We start from the raw sequence: 20350 nt of genomic DNA, 5'->3' as shown, positions 1-20350 counted from the left end.
ACAAAACCGCAGCCGACAAGAAACGCAAAAAGCCCCAGGGATCGCTCCGTGGGGCTTGGCACACCGCGCGTGGTTACACCTGGCGCTGGTGGCGGTCGAGCTGCTCGTGGCGCTCCTGGGCTTCGATGCAGTACTTGGTGGTCGGGCTGATCAGCAGACGCTTCAGGCCGATAGGCTCACCACTGTCATCGCACCAGCCGAAGCTTTCGTCGGCAATACGGTCCAGGGCCATTTCCAGCTGCGGCAGCAGGCGCTGGTCGCGGTCGATGGCATTCACCAGCCAGCTACGCTCCTCTTCGACCGAAGCCACGTCGGCAGGGTCCGACGGGGTGTCCAGGCCTTCGATGGTGGCACGGCTCAGCTCGATGCGTTCATGGGTTTCGACTTTCATCGCCTGCAGCAGGCCAGCGAAGAAAGCCAGCTGGTCAGCGTTCATGTAGTCATCGGCCGACATGGCCAGCAACTGTTCCTTGGTCATCGATTTCTCTATGAAAAAATGTGCATTTGGGCGATTCCCGGTGCCGCCGACGCCTTGGCATCGGCAGCGGAATTCTTCAAGCGCCAACCGGCACTCTTTTACAGGGGGCGGCAGTCTAAGGCGCCGCGTCGCGTGGAGCAACTGCAATTGGGTGGGAATTTGCTTTCGGCGCTCGGAATCCGCTGGTCGGTGCAAAGAAGATGCTTGGTAGGGGCCGTGGAGTATGGCGGGGAATTGGGTCAGGGCCGCCAGGTGCATGTCTGGAGATTGGGTTAGGGCTATCAGGTGTTTGCCATGACATTTTCAGTGCCTGTGAGATCGAGCGCCGCCCGCGCGGCGCTTCGCGGGGCAAGCCCGCTCCCACATTTGTTGCAACGTGGCCATGTCTGTTAGGCCATGGTTGTCAGCCTTGTTGGTCTGACTCAATTTCTCGGTTGGCGCTGCTGCCGCCTCACCAGTTTCAAGACGTGCTCCAAGGCAGGCAACCATGGCCTGGCAGGTTCGGCACGTTGCAACAAATGTGGGAGCGGGCTTGCCCCGCGAAGCGCCGCGCGGGCGGCGCTCGATCTCACAGGCGCCGGACCTCTAAAGGCATGCCCCAAAGGCCCAACGCAAATCCACAACCAGAATCACCGATCCTTGAACTGCGCCTCGCGCTTGGCAATGAACGCAGCCATACCCTCTTTCTGATCTTCGGTAGCAAACGCCGCATGGAACACCCGCCGCTCGAAGCGCACACCCTCGCTAAGGGTGACTTCGAACGCACGGTTGACACTCTCCTTGACCATCATGCTCACCGGAATCGACTTGCTGGCGATGGTCGCAGCCACCTTCAACGCCTCTTCCACCAGCTCCGCCTGTGGCACGATGCGCGCCACCAGCCCGGCACGCTCAGCTTCCTCAGCCCCCATCAGGCGACCGGTCAGGCACAATTCCATGGCCTTGGCCTTGCCCACCGCGCGGGTCAGGCGCTGGGTGCCGCCCATCCCCGGCAGCACGCCCAGGTTGATCTCCGGCTGACCAAACTTGGCGTTATCCGCCGCCAGGATGAAGTCACACATCATCGCCAACTCGCAGCCACCGCCCAAGGCAAAACCGGACACCGCGGCAATGATCGGCTTGCGCCGGTTGGCAATGCGGTCGGCATCGCTGAACAGGTCGTCAACGTAGATTTGCGGGTATTGCAGCTCGGCCATTTCCTTGATGTCGGCGCCAGCGGCAAAGGCCTTGGCGGAACCGGTCAGCACCACGCAGCCGATGTTCGGATCGCGCTCGAGCTGGTCCAGCGCCTGGTTGATCTCGCCGACGATCTGCGCGTTCAACGCGTTCAGCGCCTGCGGGCGGTTGAGGGTGATCAGGCCGACCTTGCCGTGGATGTCCAACAGGATGGTTTCGAATGCCATGCAGTCTGCTCCTTCAAAGATTGCGCGCAATGACCATGCGCTGAATGTCGCTGGTGCCTTCGTAGATCTGGCAAACCCGAACGTCGCGGTAGATGCGCTCCAGCGGGAAGTCACTCAGATAGCCATAACCGCCCAGGGTCTGCAAGGCGTCCGAACAGACCTTTTCGGCCATTTCCGAGGCAAACAGCTTGGCCATCGACGCTTCAACCAGCGCCGGGCGCCCGGCATCGCGCAGCGCGGCGGCGTGCAGCACCATCTGCCGGGCCACGGCAATCTTCGTCGCCATGTCGGCCAGGCGGAAGGCCACCGCCTGGTGCTCGATCAGCGCCTTGCCAAAGCTCTGCCGCTCGTTGGCGTAGTCACGCGCCACCTCGAACGCCGCGCGGGCCATGCCCACCGCCTGCGAGGCGATGCCGATACGGCCGCCTTCGAGGTTGGCCAGGGCGATCTTGTAGCCCTCGCCTTCGGCACCCAGGCGGTTGGCCACCGGCACGCGCACATTGTCGAATACGATCTGGCAGGTGTCGGAGGCGTGCTGGCCGAGCTTGTCCTCGACCCGCGCCACTTGGTAGCCCGGCGAATCGGTGGGCACGATGAAAGCACTGATGCCGCGCTTGCCGGCGTCCGGGTCGGTCACGGCGAACACAATCACCACCCCGGCATTCTGCCCGGAGGTGATGAACTGCTTGCTGCCATTGAGCACGTAGTGGTCGCCATCCAGACGTGCACGGGTCTTCAAGCTGCTGGCGTCAGAGCCGGCCTGTGGTTCGGTCAGGGCAAAGGCACCGAGCATCGCGCCGCTGGCCAGCGGGGTGAGGAACTGCTCTTTCTGCTGCTCGCTGCCAAAGCGCAGGATCGGCACACAGCCCACCGAGTTGTGCACGCTCATGATGGTCGAGCAGGCGCCGTCACCCGCGGCGATTTCCTCCAGGGCCATGGCATAGGCCACGTAGCCGGTGTCGCTGCCGCCCCACTGCTCCGGCACCAGCATGCCGAACAGGCCCAGCTCGGCCATCTCCTCGATGGCCTCCTTCGGGAAGCGGTGTTCCTTGTCCCATTGTTCGGCAAACGGCTTCAGGCGCTCCTGAGCAAAGGCGCGAACCGCGTCGGCGATCTGTTGTTGCTCGTCAGTTACCAGCATGGTTCACCTCAGTACAGGCATTCGACAGCCATGGCAGTGGCCTCGCCGCCGCCAATGCAGATGGCCGCCACACCACGGCGCAGGTTGTTCTGGCGCAGGGCCGACAGCAGGGTCACCAGGATGCGCGCGCCGGAAGCGCCGATCGGGTGGCCGAGGGCGCAGGCGCCGCCATGGATATTGACCTTGTCATGCGGCAGGTCGAGGTGCTTCATGGCCGCCAGGGTGACCACGGCGAAGGCCTCGTTGATCTCGAACAGGTCGACCTCGGCCAGGTCCCAGCCAGTGCGTTTCATCAGTTTGTCGATGGCACCGATCGGTGCGGTCGGGAACAGTGCCGGGGTGTCGGCAAAGGCGGCATGGCCGTGGATCACCGCCAGCGGCTTGAGGCCGCGCTTGTCGGCTTCGGAACGGCGCATCAGCACCAGCGCCGCAGCGCCGTCGGAAATCGAGCTGGAGTTGGCGGCGGTCACCGTGCCGCCTTCGCGGAAGGCCGGCTTGAGCTGCGGGATTTTGTCCAGGCGTGCCTTGGGCGGCTGTTCGTCGTCCTTGATGACGCGTTTCTCTTTGCCTTCGGTGACCTCGACCGGCACGATCTCGGCAGCAAAGCGACCGCTCTTGATAGCGTCCTGGGCGCGGGTCAGCGAGGCGATGGCGAACTGGTCCTGGGCTTCGCGGCTGAAGGCATTGGCCTGGGCGCAGTCTTCGGCAAAGGTGCCCATCAGGCGACCTTTGTCGTAGGCGTCTTCCAGGCCATCCATGAACATGTGGTCGATGATCCTGCCGTGGCCCATGCGGTAGCCGCCACGGGCCTTGTCCAGCAGGTAGGGCGCATTGGTCATGCTTTCCATGCCACCAGCCACCACCACATCAGCGGTGCCGGCCAGCAGCAGGTCATGGGCCATGATTGCCGCCTGCATGCCCGAACCGCACATCTTGTTCAGGGTGGTACAGGTGGTGTGCTTGTCCAGGCCGGCGCCCAGCGCGGCCTGGCGCGCCGGTGCCTGGCCCTGGCCGGCCGGCAGCACGCAGCCGAACAGCACCTGCTCGACACTGGCAGCATCGATGCCGGCGCGCTCCACGGCACCACGGATGGCGGCGCTGCCCAGCTGCGGCGCGGTCAGGCTCTTGAGGTCGCCCTGCAGGCCGCCCATGGGCGTGCGCACGGCGCTTACGATAACGATCGGGTCATTGGCGAGGGTCATGTTCGCTCTCCTTACTTGGCAGCCATGCGCAGTGCACCGTCGAGGCGGATCACCTCGCCGTTGAGCATGCTGTTCTCGATGATGTGGCGGGCCAGCGCGGCATATTCCTGCGGGCGACCCAGACGCGGTGGGAATGGCACGCCGGCGGCCAGCGAGGCGCGTACTTCCTCGGTCATGCCGGCCATCATCGGCGTTTCGAAGATGCCCGGGGCGATGGTCATCACACGGATGCCAAAGCGCGCCAGTTCGCGGGCGGTCGGCAGGGTCAGGCTGGCGATGGCGCCCTTGGAAGCCGCGTAGGCGGCCTGGCCAATCTGCCCGTCATAGGCGGCGATGGACGCGGTGTTGATGATCACCCCGCGCTCGCCGTCCTCACCGGTAGCCCCTTCGGCCATGGCTGCGGCTGCCAGGCGCAGCAGGTTGAAGCTGCCGATCAGGTTGACGTTGATGACCTTGGCGAAGCTGGCCAGGCCATGCGGGCCCTGCTTGCCCAGCACTTTTTCGGCACCGACGATACCGGCACAGTTGACCAGCCCGTGCAGGCTGCCAAAGGCGTTGACAGCCGCATCCACTGCCGCGTGGGCGGCCTGCTCGTCGCTGATGTCGGCCACCGCGAAGCGGGCATTGTCGCCCAGCTCGCGTGCCTTGGCTTCGACGGCCTGGGCATTGAGGTCGACCAGCATGACCTTGGCGCCGGCCTCGACCAGCATCTGTGCGGTAGCAGCACCCAGCCCGGAGGCAGCGCCGCTGACGATGAAGTGTTTGTTGGCTATTTGCATGATCGGTTTCCTTTCAGGCGCTGGCAGGGGTGGCCTGTTGCGCTTGTTGTTTGGCGACTTCCTGGTTGCGCAGGATGAAGCGTTGCAGCTTGCCGCTCGGGGTCTTGGGCAGCTCGCTGACGAATTCGATTTCCCTTGGGTAGGCATGGGCGTACAGGCGCTGGCGTACGTGCTGGCGCAAAGCCTCTTCAAGCTCGGCGCTGCCCTGGTAACCGCTGGCCAATACCACGAAGGCCTTGATCAGCTCGGTGCGTTCCGGGTCCGGTTTGCCAATCACCGCCGCTTCGATCACCGCCGGGTGCTCGATCAGTGCGCTTTCCACATCGAACGGGCCGACCCGGTAGCCGGAGGTGGTGATCACATCGTCGCTGCGGCCGACGAAGCTGATGCTGCCGTCCTGGTTCAGTTCGACGGTGTCGCCGCTGAGGTAGTACTTGCCGACGAAGGCTTTGGTCGGCAGGCCGTGGTAACCCGCGAACCAGCACAACGGCGACTGCTCGCGGTCGACCGCGAGGATGCCCGGCTGGCCGGCAGGCAGTTCGTTGCCCTGCTCGTCCAGCACCACGATGCGGTGGCCGGGGATGGCGAAACCGGCCGAGCCCAGGTGTACCGGGTGCTGCAGGCCATGGTGGTTGCACAGCACCATGCCCAGTTCGGTCTGCCCGTAGTGGTCGTGGATGGTCACGCCCAGTTCGTCGGCGAACCAGCGGATCACTTCCGGGTTGAGCGGTTCGCCGGCACTGCTGACCACCCGCAGGCGGCCCTTGATCGGTGCCGAGAAATCCGGCCCGGCGGCAATCAGCAGGCGGTACGCGGTGGGCGAGCCGGCCAGGTTGGTGATGCCCAGCTTGTCGATCACCTGCGCGCAGCTTTCAACGCTGAACGGGCCGTCGTAGAAGGTGGTGGCATGGCCCAGCGACAGCGGGCCGGTGACCGCGTAATACAGGCCATAGGCCCAACCCGGGTCGGCCAGGTTCCAGAAGTTGTCCTCGGGGCGCAGGTCGATGGCATCGCGCATGTAGCCCTGGAACGCGACGATGGCACGCAGCGGCACTTCCAGCGGTTTGGCCGGGCCAGTGGTGCCGGAGGTGAACATCAGCAGGAACGGGTCGTTGCCCGAGCGCATGACCGGCTCGCATTGGTCTGCGGCATTGTCCAGGCACTGCTGGAAGTCCAGCTCGCCACTGCGGGCGTTGACGGTGATGATGGTCGGGCAGGCGTGCACATCGTCCAGCTTGGCGCGGTTGTGGCTGTCGGTGACGACCACGCGGGCGTGGGACTGCTCCAGGCGATGTTCGATGGCCTTGGGGCCGAACGCGGTGAACAGTGGCTGGTACACCGCCCCGAGACGCCAGGTGGCGAGGATGGTGACCAGCAGCTCGGGAGTACGCGGCATCAGTCCGGCGACCCGGTCGCCGGCGCCTACGCCATGCTCCCTGAGCACCGTGGCGAACCGCGCAGCCTGGTCCTTGAGCTGATCGAAGCTGTATCGTGCGCTGTTGCCATCACGGTCTTCCCAGACCAGCGCCAGCTTGCCGGTACCGGCGTGGCGGTCGCAGCATTCGACACAGGCATTGAGGGCTTCAAGGCTACCCTGCAGCGCCGCCGCAACAGCCTGGTCATGGTCAAACGTACGAGCGGCCTGAGCGTAGTCGCGCATCGTCGAACTCCTGGTTTGTTGTTTTTGTTAACCATCGGTTCGACGATATTCGCGCTGCCCGGGCGCGGCGACAATGGCCAAAGCTGTCAATATGGATGACCGGTTTGGCCGTTTGGGCGCGTCAGACCGGCCGCGCCAGCGCTTCTCTGGTCAGGCGCAAGTTCAGCGCGGCAAGCGCCCGTGCGCGGGCTTGCTGAAGGTTTCGCGCCTGCTGCAGATAGCCAGGGTCACCCAGCGCGGCGGCAGCACTGCGCTGCGCCTGCCCTTGTGCTTCCACAGCCTGCCATTGTTCGAGGAAGTCGTCCTCGACCGCGCTGTAGAGCGATGGATGAAGTGCCCGCAAGGACTTGATCCAGAACCCGAGCTTGCTGATGAATGCAGGTCGCTCCTCGCTGGCTTCAGCTGTAAGCACCGAAACATAGGCCGCGTCCAGGTCTGCCGGGCTAACCTCGACCATGTGCGCAAAATAGGTGCTGGTGGGCTGACCGAGCAGATTGAGACGCTGCGCCAGCCCCACCCGATAAGCCAGGCTGACCTCCACCTCCTCCTCGTCGTGCTCACCTTGCTCCCAGCGGCCATCTGCATACCTTGCGTCCATGTTCGCGCGGGCGAGCTTTTCGACCTGGTCCAAGCGGAACAGGCGCCGAGCGAGCATCAGGCGTTCCTTGGCAGTTGCGCCGGGTTCACCGTTGTGGGTGAACTCGGCCACATGCATACCCACCTCCAACTGACTGAAACAATGCGCTACGCTGTCGGCACAAGTACGCGGGTCGGCCGCCAAGTCGAACAGGTCCCTGCGCACCCGGGCATCGCCCTTGGCTGCTGCCACCACCCTCCATACCCTTCGCCCGGTCTCCTGCGGCGCTGCCCTGAAATCGGCGCTTTCCACCAATTCGTCGAGCAGCCCGAAAAATGCATCGCTGTCCGCTTCGATGCGCAGCGCATCCCACAGCGCTTCATGGGCTTGACGCTGGTTGTCATCGAGCGTGCCCAGCCAGGTGTTCTTCGATACGACGGGCTCCAGCTCGACCAGCGTCGGCTGGCCGGGGTGCGCAGGGTTGCGCAGTTGGTCCATCACTTGCTCCGACAATGGGTTGCCAGACAGGATAAGCAGCTGGCGCCGCGGCACTGGTGAATCGATGAGTGCTTGCGGCAGGTCGGTGATCTGGTTGTTACGCATGTCGACATAGGTCAGCTGTTCACAAAGTTCTAGCCCTTCGGGCATTGCCGTCAGGCCAACGCGGCGCAGGCTCAGGGTTTCCAGGCTATGTAGAGCTCCCAACTGCAGAGTCACCGCGCCCAACGGGTTATCGCTGAGCTCGAGGCTGCGCAGTTCGCCGAGGCCAGCCAGCACCGCCGCCTGGTCCTCGTCCAGGCGAATCTGATTACCGGCAAGGTTCAGCTCGCGCAGCTGGCCGAGGTTCTCCAAGCCGGCAGGCAGTGCATGCAGATCGTTGTAGGCAAGGTTGAGTACCTGCACATTGGGGAAGAACGACAGGAAATCCTCAGGCAGCGCCGGCAGGCGCAGGTTGACCAACACCAACTGGTCGATGTGGCCAAAATCCGTGCCGGCGGGCAATTCGGGCAGCTCGCCCAGAGGAATGGAGATCAGAGAAACGTTTGCCTGCCTGCCGCCCTGCGGCCGGGCCGCCAAACGGAAGGTCTCCATTCGCCACGCCCGCTGAAATTCGATGCTGGCTTGCAGGCGATGATCACGCACATGTCTATTGGCATGCCGCGCCCAGGCATTGAGGCGCTGGGACAGCTGATCGTATTCCAGCTCCAGCCGCAGTACCGAGCTGAACGGTGACGCGCTGTGCTGGTAAAGCAAATCGATGTAATGCTCGGCCTGCACTTCATTCAAGCTCGGATAAAGCGCGAGGATCCTGCGGCGTAACACGCACTCAGGCGAGTCCAGGCACGACAGCACCGGGCCGAGCGGGTAGCCGGCGCGGCCATCGCCGAGCCGCTGGAAGGTGGCGCCAAGCGGCCTGGCTTCACGCCAGCCTAACAAGGCCAGCTGTTCCTTGGGTTCAGATGGCAGCCAGGCCTGTATCTGCGCGCGGATGCGCTGCGGCGCATCGTCACCCAGCCAGCCCAGCCGACGGCAGTAGGCAGGGGAAAGGCAGGCCGCGAGCACTTCGAACAAGCCTTGCGGCTGCGCGACATCCAGGTCGCTGCGCCTGCCAGCGTCGTCATACAGCTCGAAGCGCCCCGCTGACCAGACCATGTGCAGCCTTTGCGGCGGCTTGCCAAATGCCGGCAGCAAGCGCTCGAGTACCGGGCTGCTGGACGAGCGCTCATGCAGCACCAGGTCGGTCTGGTCGGCAGCGAGCCCCTGACGTTGCAACAGACGAAATACCAAAGTAACGGCATCATGGCTGTAGCTGTCACGCAAACACAATGCCTCGCGCAGGCGGGTCAGCCGAGCACGCTGCTGCTGCAGCCGCGCCTGTTGAGCCAATACCAGCGGCAGGCGCGAACTGCTCTGCATGCTTGCTCGCATTTCGCTGGTGGCCGTTCTGAGGATATCCGACGCATAGGCTTTGGGCAGTTGCGGGAAATGGCGAGCGAACAACGGCCACAACGGCTCTTCGCGCAGGTATCGCTCAGCAAAATGATCCAGCATGGCAGGGCGCAGTTGGCCGGCCTGGTCGCTCGCGGCATCCACTGGCGCACCCAGTTTCTGGCTACACCAGTTGAGCCGATCGGCAAAGGCCGCGCCTTCAGCCGAACCGTCAAAAAAGGCTTGGTTCTGAGTATGCACCGCGAACCGCTCGAGGGTGTCGCGCAGCGTCACCGGTAACGGTCGGGATTCGACCACCAGCCGACGCAACCCCGCCTCGTCTGTGCCCGCAACCAGCAGTATCTGCGCCACCTGCTCGGCTGACAGGGTTCTGGCCGCCGGCCACAGGCGTGTGAGCAAGTACGCGCTCCCTTGCCATTGCTGTGGCCGGTCCAGGCTCAGCCACCAGCCGCGTTCGCCATTACTGCGCAGCAGCGGGCCGAATGCTTGCGGGCCATCCGGGTGCAGCAAGCGCCACGCGCCCTTGCTGTCCTGATACACGCCGTAAAATTTCCCATCGTTGTGCCACCATAATTCACCGGCACCGCTGAACAGCCCGTCGTGGCGTTCAGTCATCTCAACATCAGGGTCTGCTTGTCGATACGGCGCCAGATCGGACAACCAGAGTTTCTCCTGCCCCTGCTCAGTGATAACGGGTTCGAGCGTCTCGACAAAAACGCTACGCGCCGTGTAGGCCGCCACGGACGCCACCCCAAGCGTTGCAACCGCGCCAGCCACCTCCAGCAAATGCTGCAAGGCTTCGTGCTGGTGACCTTGGGACCAGTCGCTGACGCCTTCGTACACATGCCCCAACACTTGCCTGGCCATGTCTGCCAACAGCAAGGTGCCCACCACAGGCACGAACAAACCGGCCAGGGTCAGCAGACCGATGCCGGCGTTTTTCAGTGCGGTCAGGCGCACCGCAGCCGCTTGGCTATCCACGCGAGCCGAGGGAACCGCCACAAACATCGCGTCGTTCTTGATACGACGCGCCTGCCAGCGGGCCATATCGATGAACCACTTACCATCGGTTTTCGACCGGCCAGGCTGCAAGTCTGGCTGGGCATCACTCAAGCGCACAGCCAACAAAGCCTGGAAACCCGCCCGATCATGCAAAGCGATGCGCTGCAGCAAAGCATGCTGAAATGCCACTTGCGCCAGCTCACGGACCAGAGCTTGCTTGACAGCGCCCCAATCCGCAAAACGACGTAACGACGCTGACGCCGCGCCGGGGAGGTAAATGATCACGCCTTTGAGACGATCAGGCGGCCCCACCGGGAAATCACTCTGCCGCCGGATCGGCTCGCGCAACTCGAAGGCCAGGGCGCCGTCGACCCGTTTTCCCAGAACCTTTAACGCCCCGGTGTCAACGACCAGCCCCTCGGCATGGAGTGCTGGCTTGTCTTGGCAAATCAAGCTTAACGCCATGCCATCGGCACTGTTGAGCTGCCCTTTCAGGCAGGCCAGCTCGATGGCGAGTGCCAGCTCCTGGCGTTTGTCTTGCGCCAGCGCATCGACGAAGGCTGGGCCCAGTACCCGGGCAAGATGCGCCTGGTAAGCGGCCCCGACATCGACTTCCCGGCAGACGGCGACCAGATCATCGATTCGGTCGGTCAATATGACGGGCGCTTGCTGGCCCGCAGCCTGTGGCCCGAGCACTGCGGTCTGGTTGGCGAAAGACTCGCCTGCAGTAAAATTTTGCAGCAGTTTTTGCAGCAACGGCTGCTGGACGAAACGTGTTTCGAAGTCTGGCGGAAGCAAACCCGGAATGGGCTCGAATGGCCGCTGGCTGACATGAATGCGCGCTTCTCGCCAGACGGCGGTATCCAGCTCGATCACCTGCCCCAGCCGGCTTGCAATGGCTGGTTGAAGCAGACCTTTCGCGAATTCCCCAAGCGGTTGCAACTGGCCGCTATAACGGGCCATCTGCTTCTGGCTTTGCAAATGCGCAGTCACACAGTCATGCAAGCGCCTGACTTGTTGCGCACTGGCTTTGGCAAGCCACTCGGGCAAATGACTGGCAATGAAGCCATTGCCAGGGTAAGAGGAGGCGCGGAGCGCCTTTGCGGGACACATAGGCAGAGCCCTGTCTGGTTGAAGGGCCATCACCATGATCAGCCAGCCTCGGTACAGACAGCAGGAACGCTTGCCTCTGGGCAGCAACCATCTCGGGCAAGCGTCCTGGGCGAGATACGAATTTCACTCTCCTGCGCGATCGATAGCAGGGCGATCAGGCGCCGTGGTCAGGCCTGGCTTGCAATATTTCCTTGGTAAATTCCACAACCAACCTGTAGCGGTCCGAGGTCCGCCTGTATTCAAGCTCATCCCATTCAGCCTGAGGTGCCTGCGCGCCGGCGCCCTGCTCCGTCTGTGCGGACAATGCGTTTGCCTGCTGCGCATAGTGCGTATCAAGCGCCTCGAAGCGCTGCTGATTCTGGCTTTCCACCCAGCCGCTCCAGAACGGTTGCAACGCGAGAAACTCGGCTTGCGCCTCTACGGTCTCGCCCTCGCGGACGAATGCACGCGCTGCCTCCAGCTGGGCTGGAGTAACATTGGCCAGATCGCCGTACCTGAATGACGAGGGTTGCCCTGGCAAGCCCATTTCCTGCGCCAATGCCACGCTGTAGGCGAGCTTGACCTCTATCGGGTCTACCTGTTGGTGCAGGCTCTCGCGCGTAGCAATGTCCATGCGTGCGAACCTTTGCAACCTTTCCAGCCGGAACAAACCAAGCCCCAGTTGCAACAAGCCATCCTGCTGGACGTCGGTGGCTCGGTTGGTCTGGGCGATCAGGGCTTGCAGATGCATTTCGCTGAAGCGCTCGGCAATGCTGTCGGCGCAGGTCGTCCTGTCTTCGGCGATGGCTGTCACCTGGCCTGCAAGCTCGGCATTTTCATCCATCGCCTCGAGCAGCCCCCACACCTGCAGTGTCAGATCGGCTCGGTGCCTGTGGTAATCCTTGGTGTTCTGCAGCGCCTGCAAGATATCCAGCACACGCGCACGGCCCGCCACGCCGAACACTCGGTCCCAAAGATCGCGCTGCACCTGGGTGGCGGCCTCGCCCAGCCACAGCTGGCGAGCCGGGACTTGCGCCATCGGTGCGGCTTGTGGGTGCGCCAAATGGGCCGGCGGAGCATGCAATCTGGCCAACTGCCGTGCAGAGATGGCGTTGTTCTGCACCTGAAAAGCCATACGAAACTCATACGGCATTTGCATGATCGCCTGTGGCACCTCGGTAATCTGGTTACAGCGCAGATCCACCACGGTGAGCAGGGCACATTGTTCCAGCCCTGTGGGCCATTCCACCAGGCTGCAATGGCGCAGATGCAGCGCTTGCAACTGCGGAGCCGAGTTGAAACGCAGTGCCAGGCGCCGCAACGGATTGGCGCTCAGGTCCAGCACGGCCAGATGCTGTAACCCGCTCAAGGTTTCGCTTCCCATTTCGCCCCACCGGATGCGGTTATAAGACAGTTGCAAGTTTTCCAGGTTGGCCATGTGCCGCAGCCCGGCGGGCACCCGGCGCAGGTGGTTTCTGGAAAAATTCAGCCTGCGCACTTCTCTGAAGCAGCTGAAGAACTCGTTAGGCTCCACGACCAGCGGCGTATTGATCATCACCAGCGTGGTCACGAAATGGAAGTCGAGGGCCTCTGCCAGTTCCGGCAGGCTGCTGACCTGAAAGCCGCTCAGGTCAAGAATCCGCCCACCCAGTTCGGCATGCATCGTGTCGAGGGGCAATTGCCGGCGCCAAGCCTGGCGTAACCGGGCTGCAAACAACCGCCGCGGCCCCGCCTCGTTGCCCCTGGCATACGAAACCCATCGGCCTAGACGGTGGTTGAGCAGGCGAAAATTTTCTTCCTCGGCAAGCATCGCTGCGAACGGGTCTTCGCTGCGGTTGATCCTGTCCAGGTGTTCATCGATTTCTGCTTCTCTCGCACCATGGTAAAGGCTTCTGAGCCGCGCGCGCAGTTGGCCCACATAGCCCTGTTCGGTAGACTGCTGACCGCCCAGAGGGTAACCCACTCGCCCGTCAGGCAAGCGCTGCCCGGGGTTGAACCAACCTGGCTGCTCTCGCCAGCCGAGCCGCCTGAGCAACTGCGTACGCGTCGTCGGTATTGCCTTGGTAATCAGTCGGCGCAGCGCACCGGCCGGGTTCGCGGGGTCAAGCTTCAACCGGCTTTGCTGTCCGGGTGACAGCGTGGCAACAACCGCCGCGAAGATGTCGTCTGGTGCATCCACCTCTTTATCGAGCAACGCGCCTCGATGATCATACAACTTGAATTGCCCCTCGGCGTGCACCAGTACTACCCCGGCCTCTGCAGGTGCTTGCAAGTTGAGGATCGCGATCAGGCGGCCCGACGCGCTTTTTGCGCGCAGCTCCAGCCGCTGCTGGAAAGACCAGTTGGCCAGGTGTGGTAACAGCTGCATCAGCAGCTCGCCGCTTTCGTCACTGTAAGCGTTGCGCAGCAGCAGGCCTTGTTGAGCCCGGCTCAGCCTGGCCAGCTGCAGCAACGCTCGGGCTTTTTCGGCGACCGGCAGCGGCAGCCGCTGCAACAGCTCGATCTGCTGCCGGGTTTCGCCAGTGACCGAGTGAGCCAACTCCAGAGCATAGCCCACAGGCAACCCTGCAAAGTCACGCATGACTACGCCTGCAACGCGGTCCTCCGTGGTCGCTTCCTGGGTCAGGTGGGCAAACAGTTCCGCGCGCAATGTCGAGCTGTGTTCGACAACCGCAGCAGCCAGGTCGGCGTCCTCGACGCCGGCAAATTGCGGACGTTGCCGGCAGTACTGGAGGAGTGCTGGATCCGCCCCAGCCTCGGCGGCGCCGAGCGCGGCAAAAAACATCTCGATGCGCCGATCCGCCTCGAAGCGGCGCAAGGTATCACGCAGGTTGGCTGGCAAGGCGCGGTTATCAAGGACGATACCGCGCAGCTCGTCCAGGTCACTGCCTGCTACTCGCAATATTGCTTCGGCACGCTGTGAGTCCAGTGGCTGTGCCTGCGGCCACAGCCGGTTGAGCATCTGCGCTGGATCGCTCCAGGCTGCGAGGCGCTCTTGCGGCAAGTGCCAAAAGCGCTCCCCGTTGAAATCGACTGCAGGCCCATAGGCTTCACTGCGCAGTGGATGACGCAAGCGCCAGCCGCCACCCACGTTCGGCTGGTGCACCTCATAGTAATCATCAGCGATGCGTAGCCAGTGCCGCTGACCGGTGCTGTAGAGGCCTCGCTCATCCAGCAACGCATGTTGCTCCAGATCACAGGCATACGCCGTCAGATCATTTTGCCAGAGACGTGCGCCTCCACCTTCGAGGCTGACCGGCACCAGGTCGTCGACGAATGTACTGCGCTGTAACAGCCGTACCACAGCCCCGGCACCCGCCACCGCGCCGGTGGTGATGGCTACGCCCGCAGCAATCTGCGCAACGCCAAGCAAATGTTCAAGTGCCTCGTGGTCATGCCCCTCGGCCCAGTCGGCCATCCCTTCATAGGTATGGGAACAAACCTGGCGCAGCAAGTCGGCCAGCAATGCTGCCCCCACCAGCGGAATGAAGAATCCGGCGAGGTTGGCCAGGTTCCAACCGGCCGAACTCCAGGTCGCCAGGCGCTCCTGACTGGCCTTGGCGTCGGCATCAGCGGTGGGCACCAAAAGCAGCCGCGCATCATCTTTGGCCCGATCGATCAGCGCCGCTACCCAACGCTCGCCAATGGCGCCATGCCCCGCCTCGCCTTCCACTTCAAGATCGGGTTCAGCATCTGCCAGGCGCAATCCCAGTTGATCAAGAAACGGCTTTCGCTCGCGCAGGGCTATGCGTTGGCTGAATGCTGCCAGGGGCTCCGGCGTCGATAACTGGCGGACCAGCGCCTGCTCAAGGGCCAGCTTCGAGTCATAGCGGCGCAACGGATGATCGGAGCCATCTGCCAGGTACAGGATTACCCCTTGATCACTGTCATCGTGGCCGCGCAACTGTATGTACAGCGCCTCGTGCACGGTATGGCCGAGCATGCTCAGCAAGCCAGGATACGCGATCAATGCGGGAGCGGGATCCTGTGGTGCCCTGGCACTGGGCGCGAAACAGGCATCCAACGCTGCTTTCACTGTCGCGTCGATCTGCCCGCGCAAGAGCGCGACCTGCGCGGCAAGCCGCAGCGCGGCGAGTTTGTCACCGACCAGTACCGCCCGGTGGCGTCTGAAGTTGTCGGTGAGCAAGGTCTGATACCTGCCACCCGCATCCAGGCTTCGGCAGGCAAACACGAGCGAATCGATATCCTCGGACACCAGCGTTTGCGTGACAGGATCGTAAAGGCCACTGCCATCCAGCGGGGTGGCGCCTTCGGCGAAGTTCTGCATAAGGCGCAACAAGGCAGGGCCTTCCTTGTAGGTGTATCGCAGGTGCGGCAGCGAGACACCCAGCAGCTCCACTCCCTTGTCTCGCCACTGCAGCTTGCTGAGTGATTTGCCCGCTGGCAGAAACCGGCTCAGGGCCCGGGCGAACTGGGTTGCGGCAAACTGCTGCACTGGGGCGACCGCTTGCGTCGCATCCTTCACTCGCTTCTGGCTGGCCTTGTGCGCGTCGAGCAGGCGGCGTAGTTCGCTGATTTGCCCCACGGATGCTTCTTTTAGCCAGTCTGGCAAGCGCTGCTGGATGAAACGGTCGGTGGCCCGTTGCTCATCCTCCACGGTGTATGCGAGGGGCTTTTGCGAAACGGCGGCAAACTGGCGCATGGGCTGTGCTCTGATCGGCGGAAAGAGACGCACAATCTTTCATCGAAGCGCCCTGCCGGTCAGGGGGAACTACCTCACCCGCTAGCCTTCAACAGCCCGTCAACGCCTGCCGCGGGCCTGGGTCTGCTCGCGATATTGCCCAGGGTTGCAGCCAAACCATTTGCGAAATGCCTTGTAGAACGAGCTGCTGTCGGCAAACCCCAGGCGCTCGGCAATTTCAACCATGCCTGGCTGTGGCTGGCTCAACCAGGCAATGGCGAGCTCGCGCCGGACGCTGTCTTTAAGGCCTTGATACGACTGCCCTTCTTCAGCCAGGCGACGGCGCAAGGTGGAAGGTGACAAGCACAGACGCCTTGCCAGGCTGTCGCTGTCGGGCCAACGGCCAGGGTCCAGGCCCAATAGATCGCTCCGGATACGCAGGCCCAGGCTGGCTGGGTCACGGTATTTCACCAGGATATTGCCCGGCGCTTCGGCAAGAAAGCGCTGCAGCTCTTCTTCGGTACGACGCGGCGGCTGGTCGAGGCCGTCTGCCGCCATTACCAGCCGGGTCAATGGCCGCTCGAAGTGCAGGTTGTCCGAGAACATCACGCGATAGTCTTCGCAAAATGGCGGCGCGCTGCAACGCAGGTCGATGGCCAGTATCGGAATGCGTCGCCCGGCCAACCAGCACGCAACACCATGCACGATCATCCAGAAGGTGAAATAGGTAAACGCCCGGCGGGGTTGATCGCGGGGTTCGTTGATCACGATCTCGGCCAAGCCCTGCTGACGCACCAGGGCCGGTTGCAGGTCCTGCAGCATCAATGACAAAAAGGCCAGGGCCGTTTCCAGACCGGCGCCGAGGGTAGGTTGCGCCATGCTGGCCCGGCACATGAACGCCAGGCTGCCATTGCGCAAGCCGCGCGGGTCCATGGCAAAAAACTCATCGTTGCAACGCCGCGCCAGCAGGCGCCAGAGCCGGGCATAGGCCTGCGCCCCAACGCGCGCATCCGGCTGGTGCAACTGGTCGGCGTCGATACCGGCGCGCGTCAGCAAACCCCTGTCAGGCTCGCCGGCCGGGCAGGTTTGTAAAAGTGCCTCACGCACCAGGTGCATGGAGATGGTGTCTTTTTCGCTCATCGGCCGTCCCGTCGGCTTGATCTCGGTAGTTACGGCCACCTTGGGCAACCGCCATCAGAGTGTTGCCGCCAGCCCCAGAAAAGCCTGGATCAGGCGCAGTTCCCGGCGCCGCTCCAGGCAGCCGACCAGGTGCTGGTTGACCAGCCCCTGCCCGGCCAGGGGCCGGGCGACCACCCGCGGGTCACTGGCGACCTCGGTGGACGAAACCACGCCAATGCCAAGTTCCGCTGCCACTGCCTCGGTGACCGCTTCGCGGCTGTCCAGCTCCAGCAGTACGCGCGGCTGCACCGTCGCCGCCAGGCAGGCCTTGTCGAACGTGCGGCGGGTAGTGGAACTGGGCTCGCGCAGTACCATGATCTGCTGATGAAGCGCTGTCAGCGGCAGGTCGCCCTGCTCTGCCGCCCAGGCATGCCCCACTGGCAGCAAGGCACACAGGCGTGACTGGCAAAGGCTCTGCAAATGCAAGCCCTTGCGCGGTTCGATCTCGGTCAGCACGGCGACATCGGCATGTTCACCGAGCAACGCGGCCAGGGTTTCCTGGGCATTGCCCAGCCGCAGATTGACGGTGATACCCGGGTAGCGCTCGCGCAGTATTGCCAGCATCGGCATGACCCGATGCGGGCCGTCGGCGGCCACTTCCAGACGCCCGGTCAGTAGTTGCCGGTTGGCTTCGAGCATGGCTTGCGCTTCGTCGGCGAGGCTGAACATGGCCCGCGTGATGGCTGCCAGGCGGGTGCCCTCTTCTGTCAGCTCCACCCGGCGGGCCGTGCGCCGCAGCAAGGTAATCTGATAATGCTCCTCCAGCGCCTTGATGTGACCGGTCACCGCCGGCTGGCTGATGAACAGGCGTGCGGCGGCGCGGGTAAAACTGCCTTCACGGGCTACCGCGTCGAAAGCACGCAACTGGAACAGGTTCATGGACATAGGCCTGGCTAATGCTCGAATTGTCTGCGAGCAATTTGACTGATGAGGGCGTCAGCTAGCAAGGGCAATCAGCGAAGGCATGTGTGGCCAGGTACCAACTGCTTCTCGAATGAGCGCGATAGCACGTATGACAGGTGGACCGGTAAACGTGGCCAGTTGCTTCTGACTGGCCAGGCAGGCAGGTGCTGCGCGATGAAATCGTCGAGGGAAACAGGCGTAAAGCAGAGGAACGCGGGGCCATTTATCGGCACGACTTATAGCTCGGATAACAACAAACAATTTGATTGATGACAGCGCCAATTGCAACCTAGGCCCCGTAGTTTCAGCCCACCGCTTGTGAGGAATAACGGAATGAGCAACGCCCCGATTCTGCTGACTCCCGGTCCCCTGACCACATCAATCCGCACCCGCCAAGCCATGCTGGTGGACTGGGGCTCCTGGGACCGCGACTTCAACCAACTGACTGCCAGTGTCTGCGAGCAACTGCTGGCCATCATCGATGGCAGCGCCAGCCACCACTGCGTGCCTCTGCAGGGCAGCGGCACCTTCGCCGTGGAAGCCGCGATAGGCACCCTGGTGCCACGTGATGGCAAGGTTCTGGTCCTGATCAATGGCGCTTATGGCCAGCGCCTGGCAAAGATCTGCAAGGTACTGGGCCGCAACTACAGCACCTTCGAAACCGCCGAAGACCAACCGACCACCGCCGCCGACGTCGACCGCCTGCTGGCCGCCGACCCGACCATCACCCATGTCGCGCTGATCCACTGCGAAACCAGCACCGGTATCCTCAACCCGCTGCCCGAGATCGCCCAGGTGATCAAAGGCCACGGCAAGCGCCTGATCATCGACGCCATGAGCTCGTTCGGCGCACTGCCGATCGATGCCCGCGCGATCCCCTTCGAGGCGCTGATTGCCGCCTCCGGCAAATGCCTGGAAGGCGTACCCGGCATGGGCTTCGTCTTCGCCGAGAAAACCGCCCTGGCCGCCGCCGAAGGCAACGCCCACTCGCTGGCCATGGACCTGCACGACCAGCACGCCTACATGGCCAAGACCGGCCAGTGGCGCTTCACCCCGCCGACCCACGTGGTCGCTGCCCTGCACGAGGCGCTGCAGCAATACAACGAGGAAGGTGGCCTGCCAGCGCGCCACCAGCGCTACGCCGACAACTGCAAGACCCTGCTCGACGGCATGGCCGCCATCGGCCTGCGCAGCTTCCTGCCTGCCGATATCCAGGCGCCGATCATCGTCACCTTCCACGCACCGAAGGATCCCCGCTATCAGTTCAAGGACTTCTACGAGCGGGTCAAGGCCAAGGGCTTCATCCTCTACCCGGGCAAGCTGACCCAGGTGGAAACCTTCCGTGTCGGCTGCATCGGCGTGGTCGGAGCCGATGGCATGCAGGCTGCCGTGAATGCCGTGGCCGAAGTGCTGCGGGAAATGGAAGTGCTGGATATCTGACCCTTTGCCCACCCAATTTCAGGAACACGCGCACATGAACTACAGCAACCCAACGCAGCTGCAAGCCGCCATCCTCGACTGGGCCGGCACCGTGGTCGACTTCGGCTCCTTCGCCCCGACCCAGATCTTTGTCGAAGCCTTTGCCGAATTCGATGTGCAGGTGTCCATCGAAGAAGCCCGCGGCCCGATGGGCATGGGCAAGTGGGACCACATCCGCACCCTGTGCAATGTGCCGGAAATTGCCGAGCGCTACCGCAAGGTGTTCGGCCGTACCCCGACCGACGATGATGTCACCGCGATCTACAACCGCTTCATGCCGCTGCAGATCGAGAAGATCGCCGTGCACTCGGCACTGATCCCCGGCGCCCTGGACACCCTCACCGGGCTGCGCCAGGACGGCCTGAAGATCGGCTCTTGCTCGGGTTACCCGAAGGTGGTGATGGACAAGGTGGTGGAGCTGGCCGCGCAGAACGGCTATGTGGCCGACCATGTGGTGGCCACCGACGAAACCCCGAACGGCCGCCCATGGCCGGCCCAGGCCCTGGCCAACGTGATTGCGCTGGGTATCGACGATGTGGCGGCCTGCGTGAAGGTCGACGACACCGTGCCGGGCATCCTCGAAGGCCGCCGCGCCGGCATGTGGACCGTGGCCCTGGTGTGCTCGGGCAATGCCCTGGGGCTGACCTGGGAAGGCTACCGCGCGCTTAGCGCCGAGAAGCTGGAAAGCGAGCGCCAGCGCATCCACGCCCTGTTCGCCGGCTCTCGACCGCACTATCTGATAGACACCATCAACGAACTGCCCGAAGTGATCGCCGACATCAACCGGCGCCTGGCCCAGGGTGAGATGCCGCAAACATCCTGACCCGGCCACTGGGGCCGCTTTGCGGCCCCATGAAGGCCCA

Annotated in this window: 12 protein-coding genes; 2 read left to right on the top strand and 10 right to left on the bottom strand. The window is 63.4% G+C overall.

Features of this window, described 5'->3' with window-relative positions; all coding sequences use genetic code 11:
- Positions 1–73 precede the first annotated feature (73 nt).
- From R9B85_RS21105 to R9B85_RS21060, 10 genes are all read right to left on the bottom strand, one after another.
- Positions 74–478 carry a TraR/DksA family transcriptional regulator gene (locus tag R9B85_RS21105; RefSeq protein WP_003259022.1) on the bottom strand — a complete coding sequence of 135 codons (405 nt, stop codon included), beginning with the start codon at positions 476–478 and terminating at the stop codon, positions 74–76.
- A 629-nt stretch (positions 479–1107) separates the two neighbouring features.
- Positions 1108–1881: an enoyl-CoA hydratase gene (locus tag R9B85_RS21100; RefSeq protein WP_050704987.1), complete on the bottom strand. Its 774-nt coding sequence runs from the start codon at positions 1879–1881 to the stop codon at positions 1108–1110.
- A gap of 13 nt (positions 1882–1894) precedes the next feature.
- The gene (locus R9B85_RS21095) at positions 1895–3022 is read right to left on the bottom strand and encodes an acyl-CoA dehydrogenase (protein WP_025338375.1); all 1128 of its coding nucleotides are present in this window, start codon (positions 3020–3022) and stop codon (positions 1895–1897) included.
- Between the two features lie 8 nt (positions 3023–3030).
- Positions 3031–4224: an acetyl-CoA C-acyltransferase gene (locus tag R9B85_RS21090; protein WP_215521170.1), complete on the bottom strand. Its 1194-nt coding sequence runs from the start codon at positions 4222–4224 to the stop codon at positions 3031–3033.
- Between the two features lie 11 nt (positions 4225–4235).
- Positions 4236–5003 carry an SDR family NAD(P)-dependent oxidoreductase gene (locus tag R9B85_RS21085; RefSeq protein ID WP_207878159.1) on the bottom strand — a complete coding sequence of 256 codons (768 nt, stop codon included), beginning with the start codon at positions 5001–5003 and terminating at the stop codon, positions 4236–4238.
- Positions 5004–5016: 13 nt separating this feature from the next.
- Positions 5017–6663, bottom strand: a complete 1647-nt coding sequence (locus R9B85_RS21080; RefSeq protein WP_215521169.1) for an acyl-CoA synthetase — start codon at positions 6661–6663, stop codon at positions 5017–5019.
- A 121-nt stretch (positions 6664–6784) separates the two neighbouring features.
- The gene (locus R9B85_RS21075) at positions 6785–11341 is read right to left on the bottom strand and encodes an NEL-type E3 ubiquitin ligase domain-containing protein (RefSeq protein ID WP_112253279.1); all 4557 of its coding nucleotides are present in this window, start codon (positions 11339–11341) and stop codon (positions 6785–6787) included.
- 118 nt (positions 11342–11459) lie between these two features.
- Positions 11460–15947, bottom strand: a complete 4488-nt coding sequence (locus tag R9B85_RS21070; protein ID WP_423770537.1) for an NEL-type E3 ubiquitin ligase domain-containing protein — start codon at positions 15945–15947, stop codon at positions 11460–11462.
- Between the two features lie 99 nt (positions 15948–16046).
- Complete coding sequence (locus R9B85_RS21065) at positions 16047–17066, bottom strand: AraC family transcriptional regulator (RefSeq protein WP_207878162.1); 1020 nt, start codon at positions 17064–17066, stop codon at positions 16047–16049.
- A 54-nt stretch (positions 17067–17120) separates the two neighbouring features.
- Positions 17121–17984: a LysR substrate-binding domain-containing protein gene (locus R9B85_RS21060; protein ID WP_112253282.1), complete on the bottom strand. Its 864-nt coding sequence runs from the start codon at positions 17982–17984 to the stop codon at positions 17121–17123.
- A gap of 357 nt (positions 17985–18341) precedes the next feature.
- Here R9B85_RS21060 and R9B85_RS21055 point away from each other — a divergent pair, with 357 nt between their 5' ends.
- Positions 18342–19448, top strand: coding sequence for a 2-aminoethylphosphonate--pyruvate transaminase (locus R9B85_RS21055; protein WP_423770536.1), 1107 nt, complete (start codon positions 18342–18344; stop codon positions 19446–19448).
- Positions 19449–19482: 34 nt separating this feature from the next.
- Positions 19483–20310, top strand: a complete 828-nt coding sequence (phnX, locus tag R9B85_RS21050) for a phosphonoacetaldehyde hydrolase (RefSeq protein ID WP_207878163.1) — start codon at positions 19483–19485, stop codon at positions 20308–20310.
- Positions 20311–20350 lie beyond the last annotated feature (40 nt).

Origin of the sequence: Pseudomonas sp. NLJ1 (genome assembly GCF_049486705.1) — a bacterium.
GTDB classification, from domain to species: Bacteria; Pseudomonadota; Gammaproteobacteria; order Pseudomonadales; family Pseudomonadaceae; genus Aquipseudomonas; species Aquipseudomonas inefficax.
Note: the sequence above shows the minus strand (reverse complement) of the source record. Positions and strands in the feature narration are given on the sequence as shown.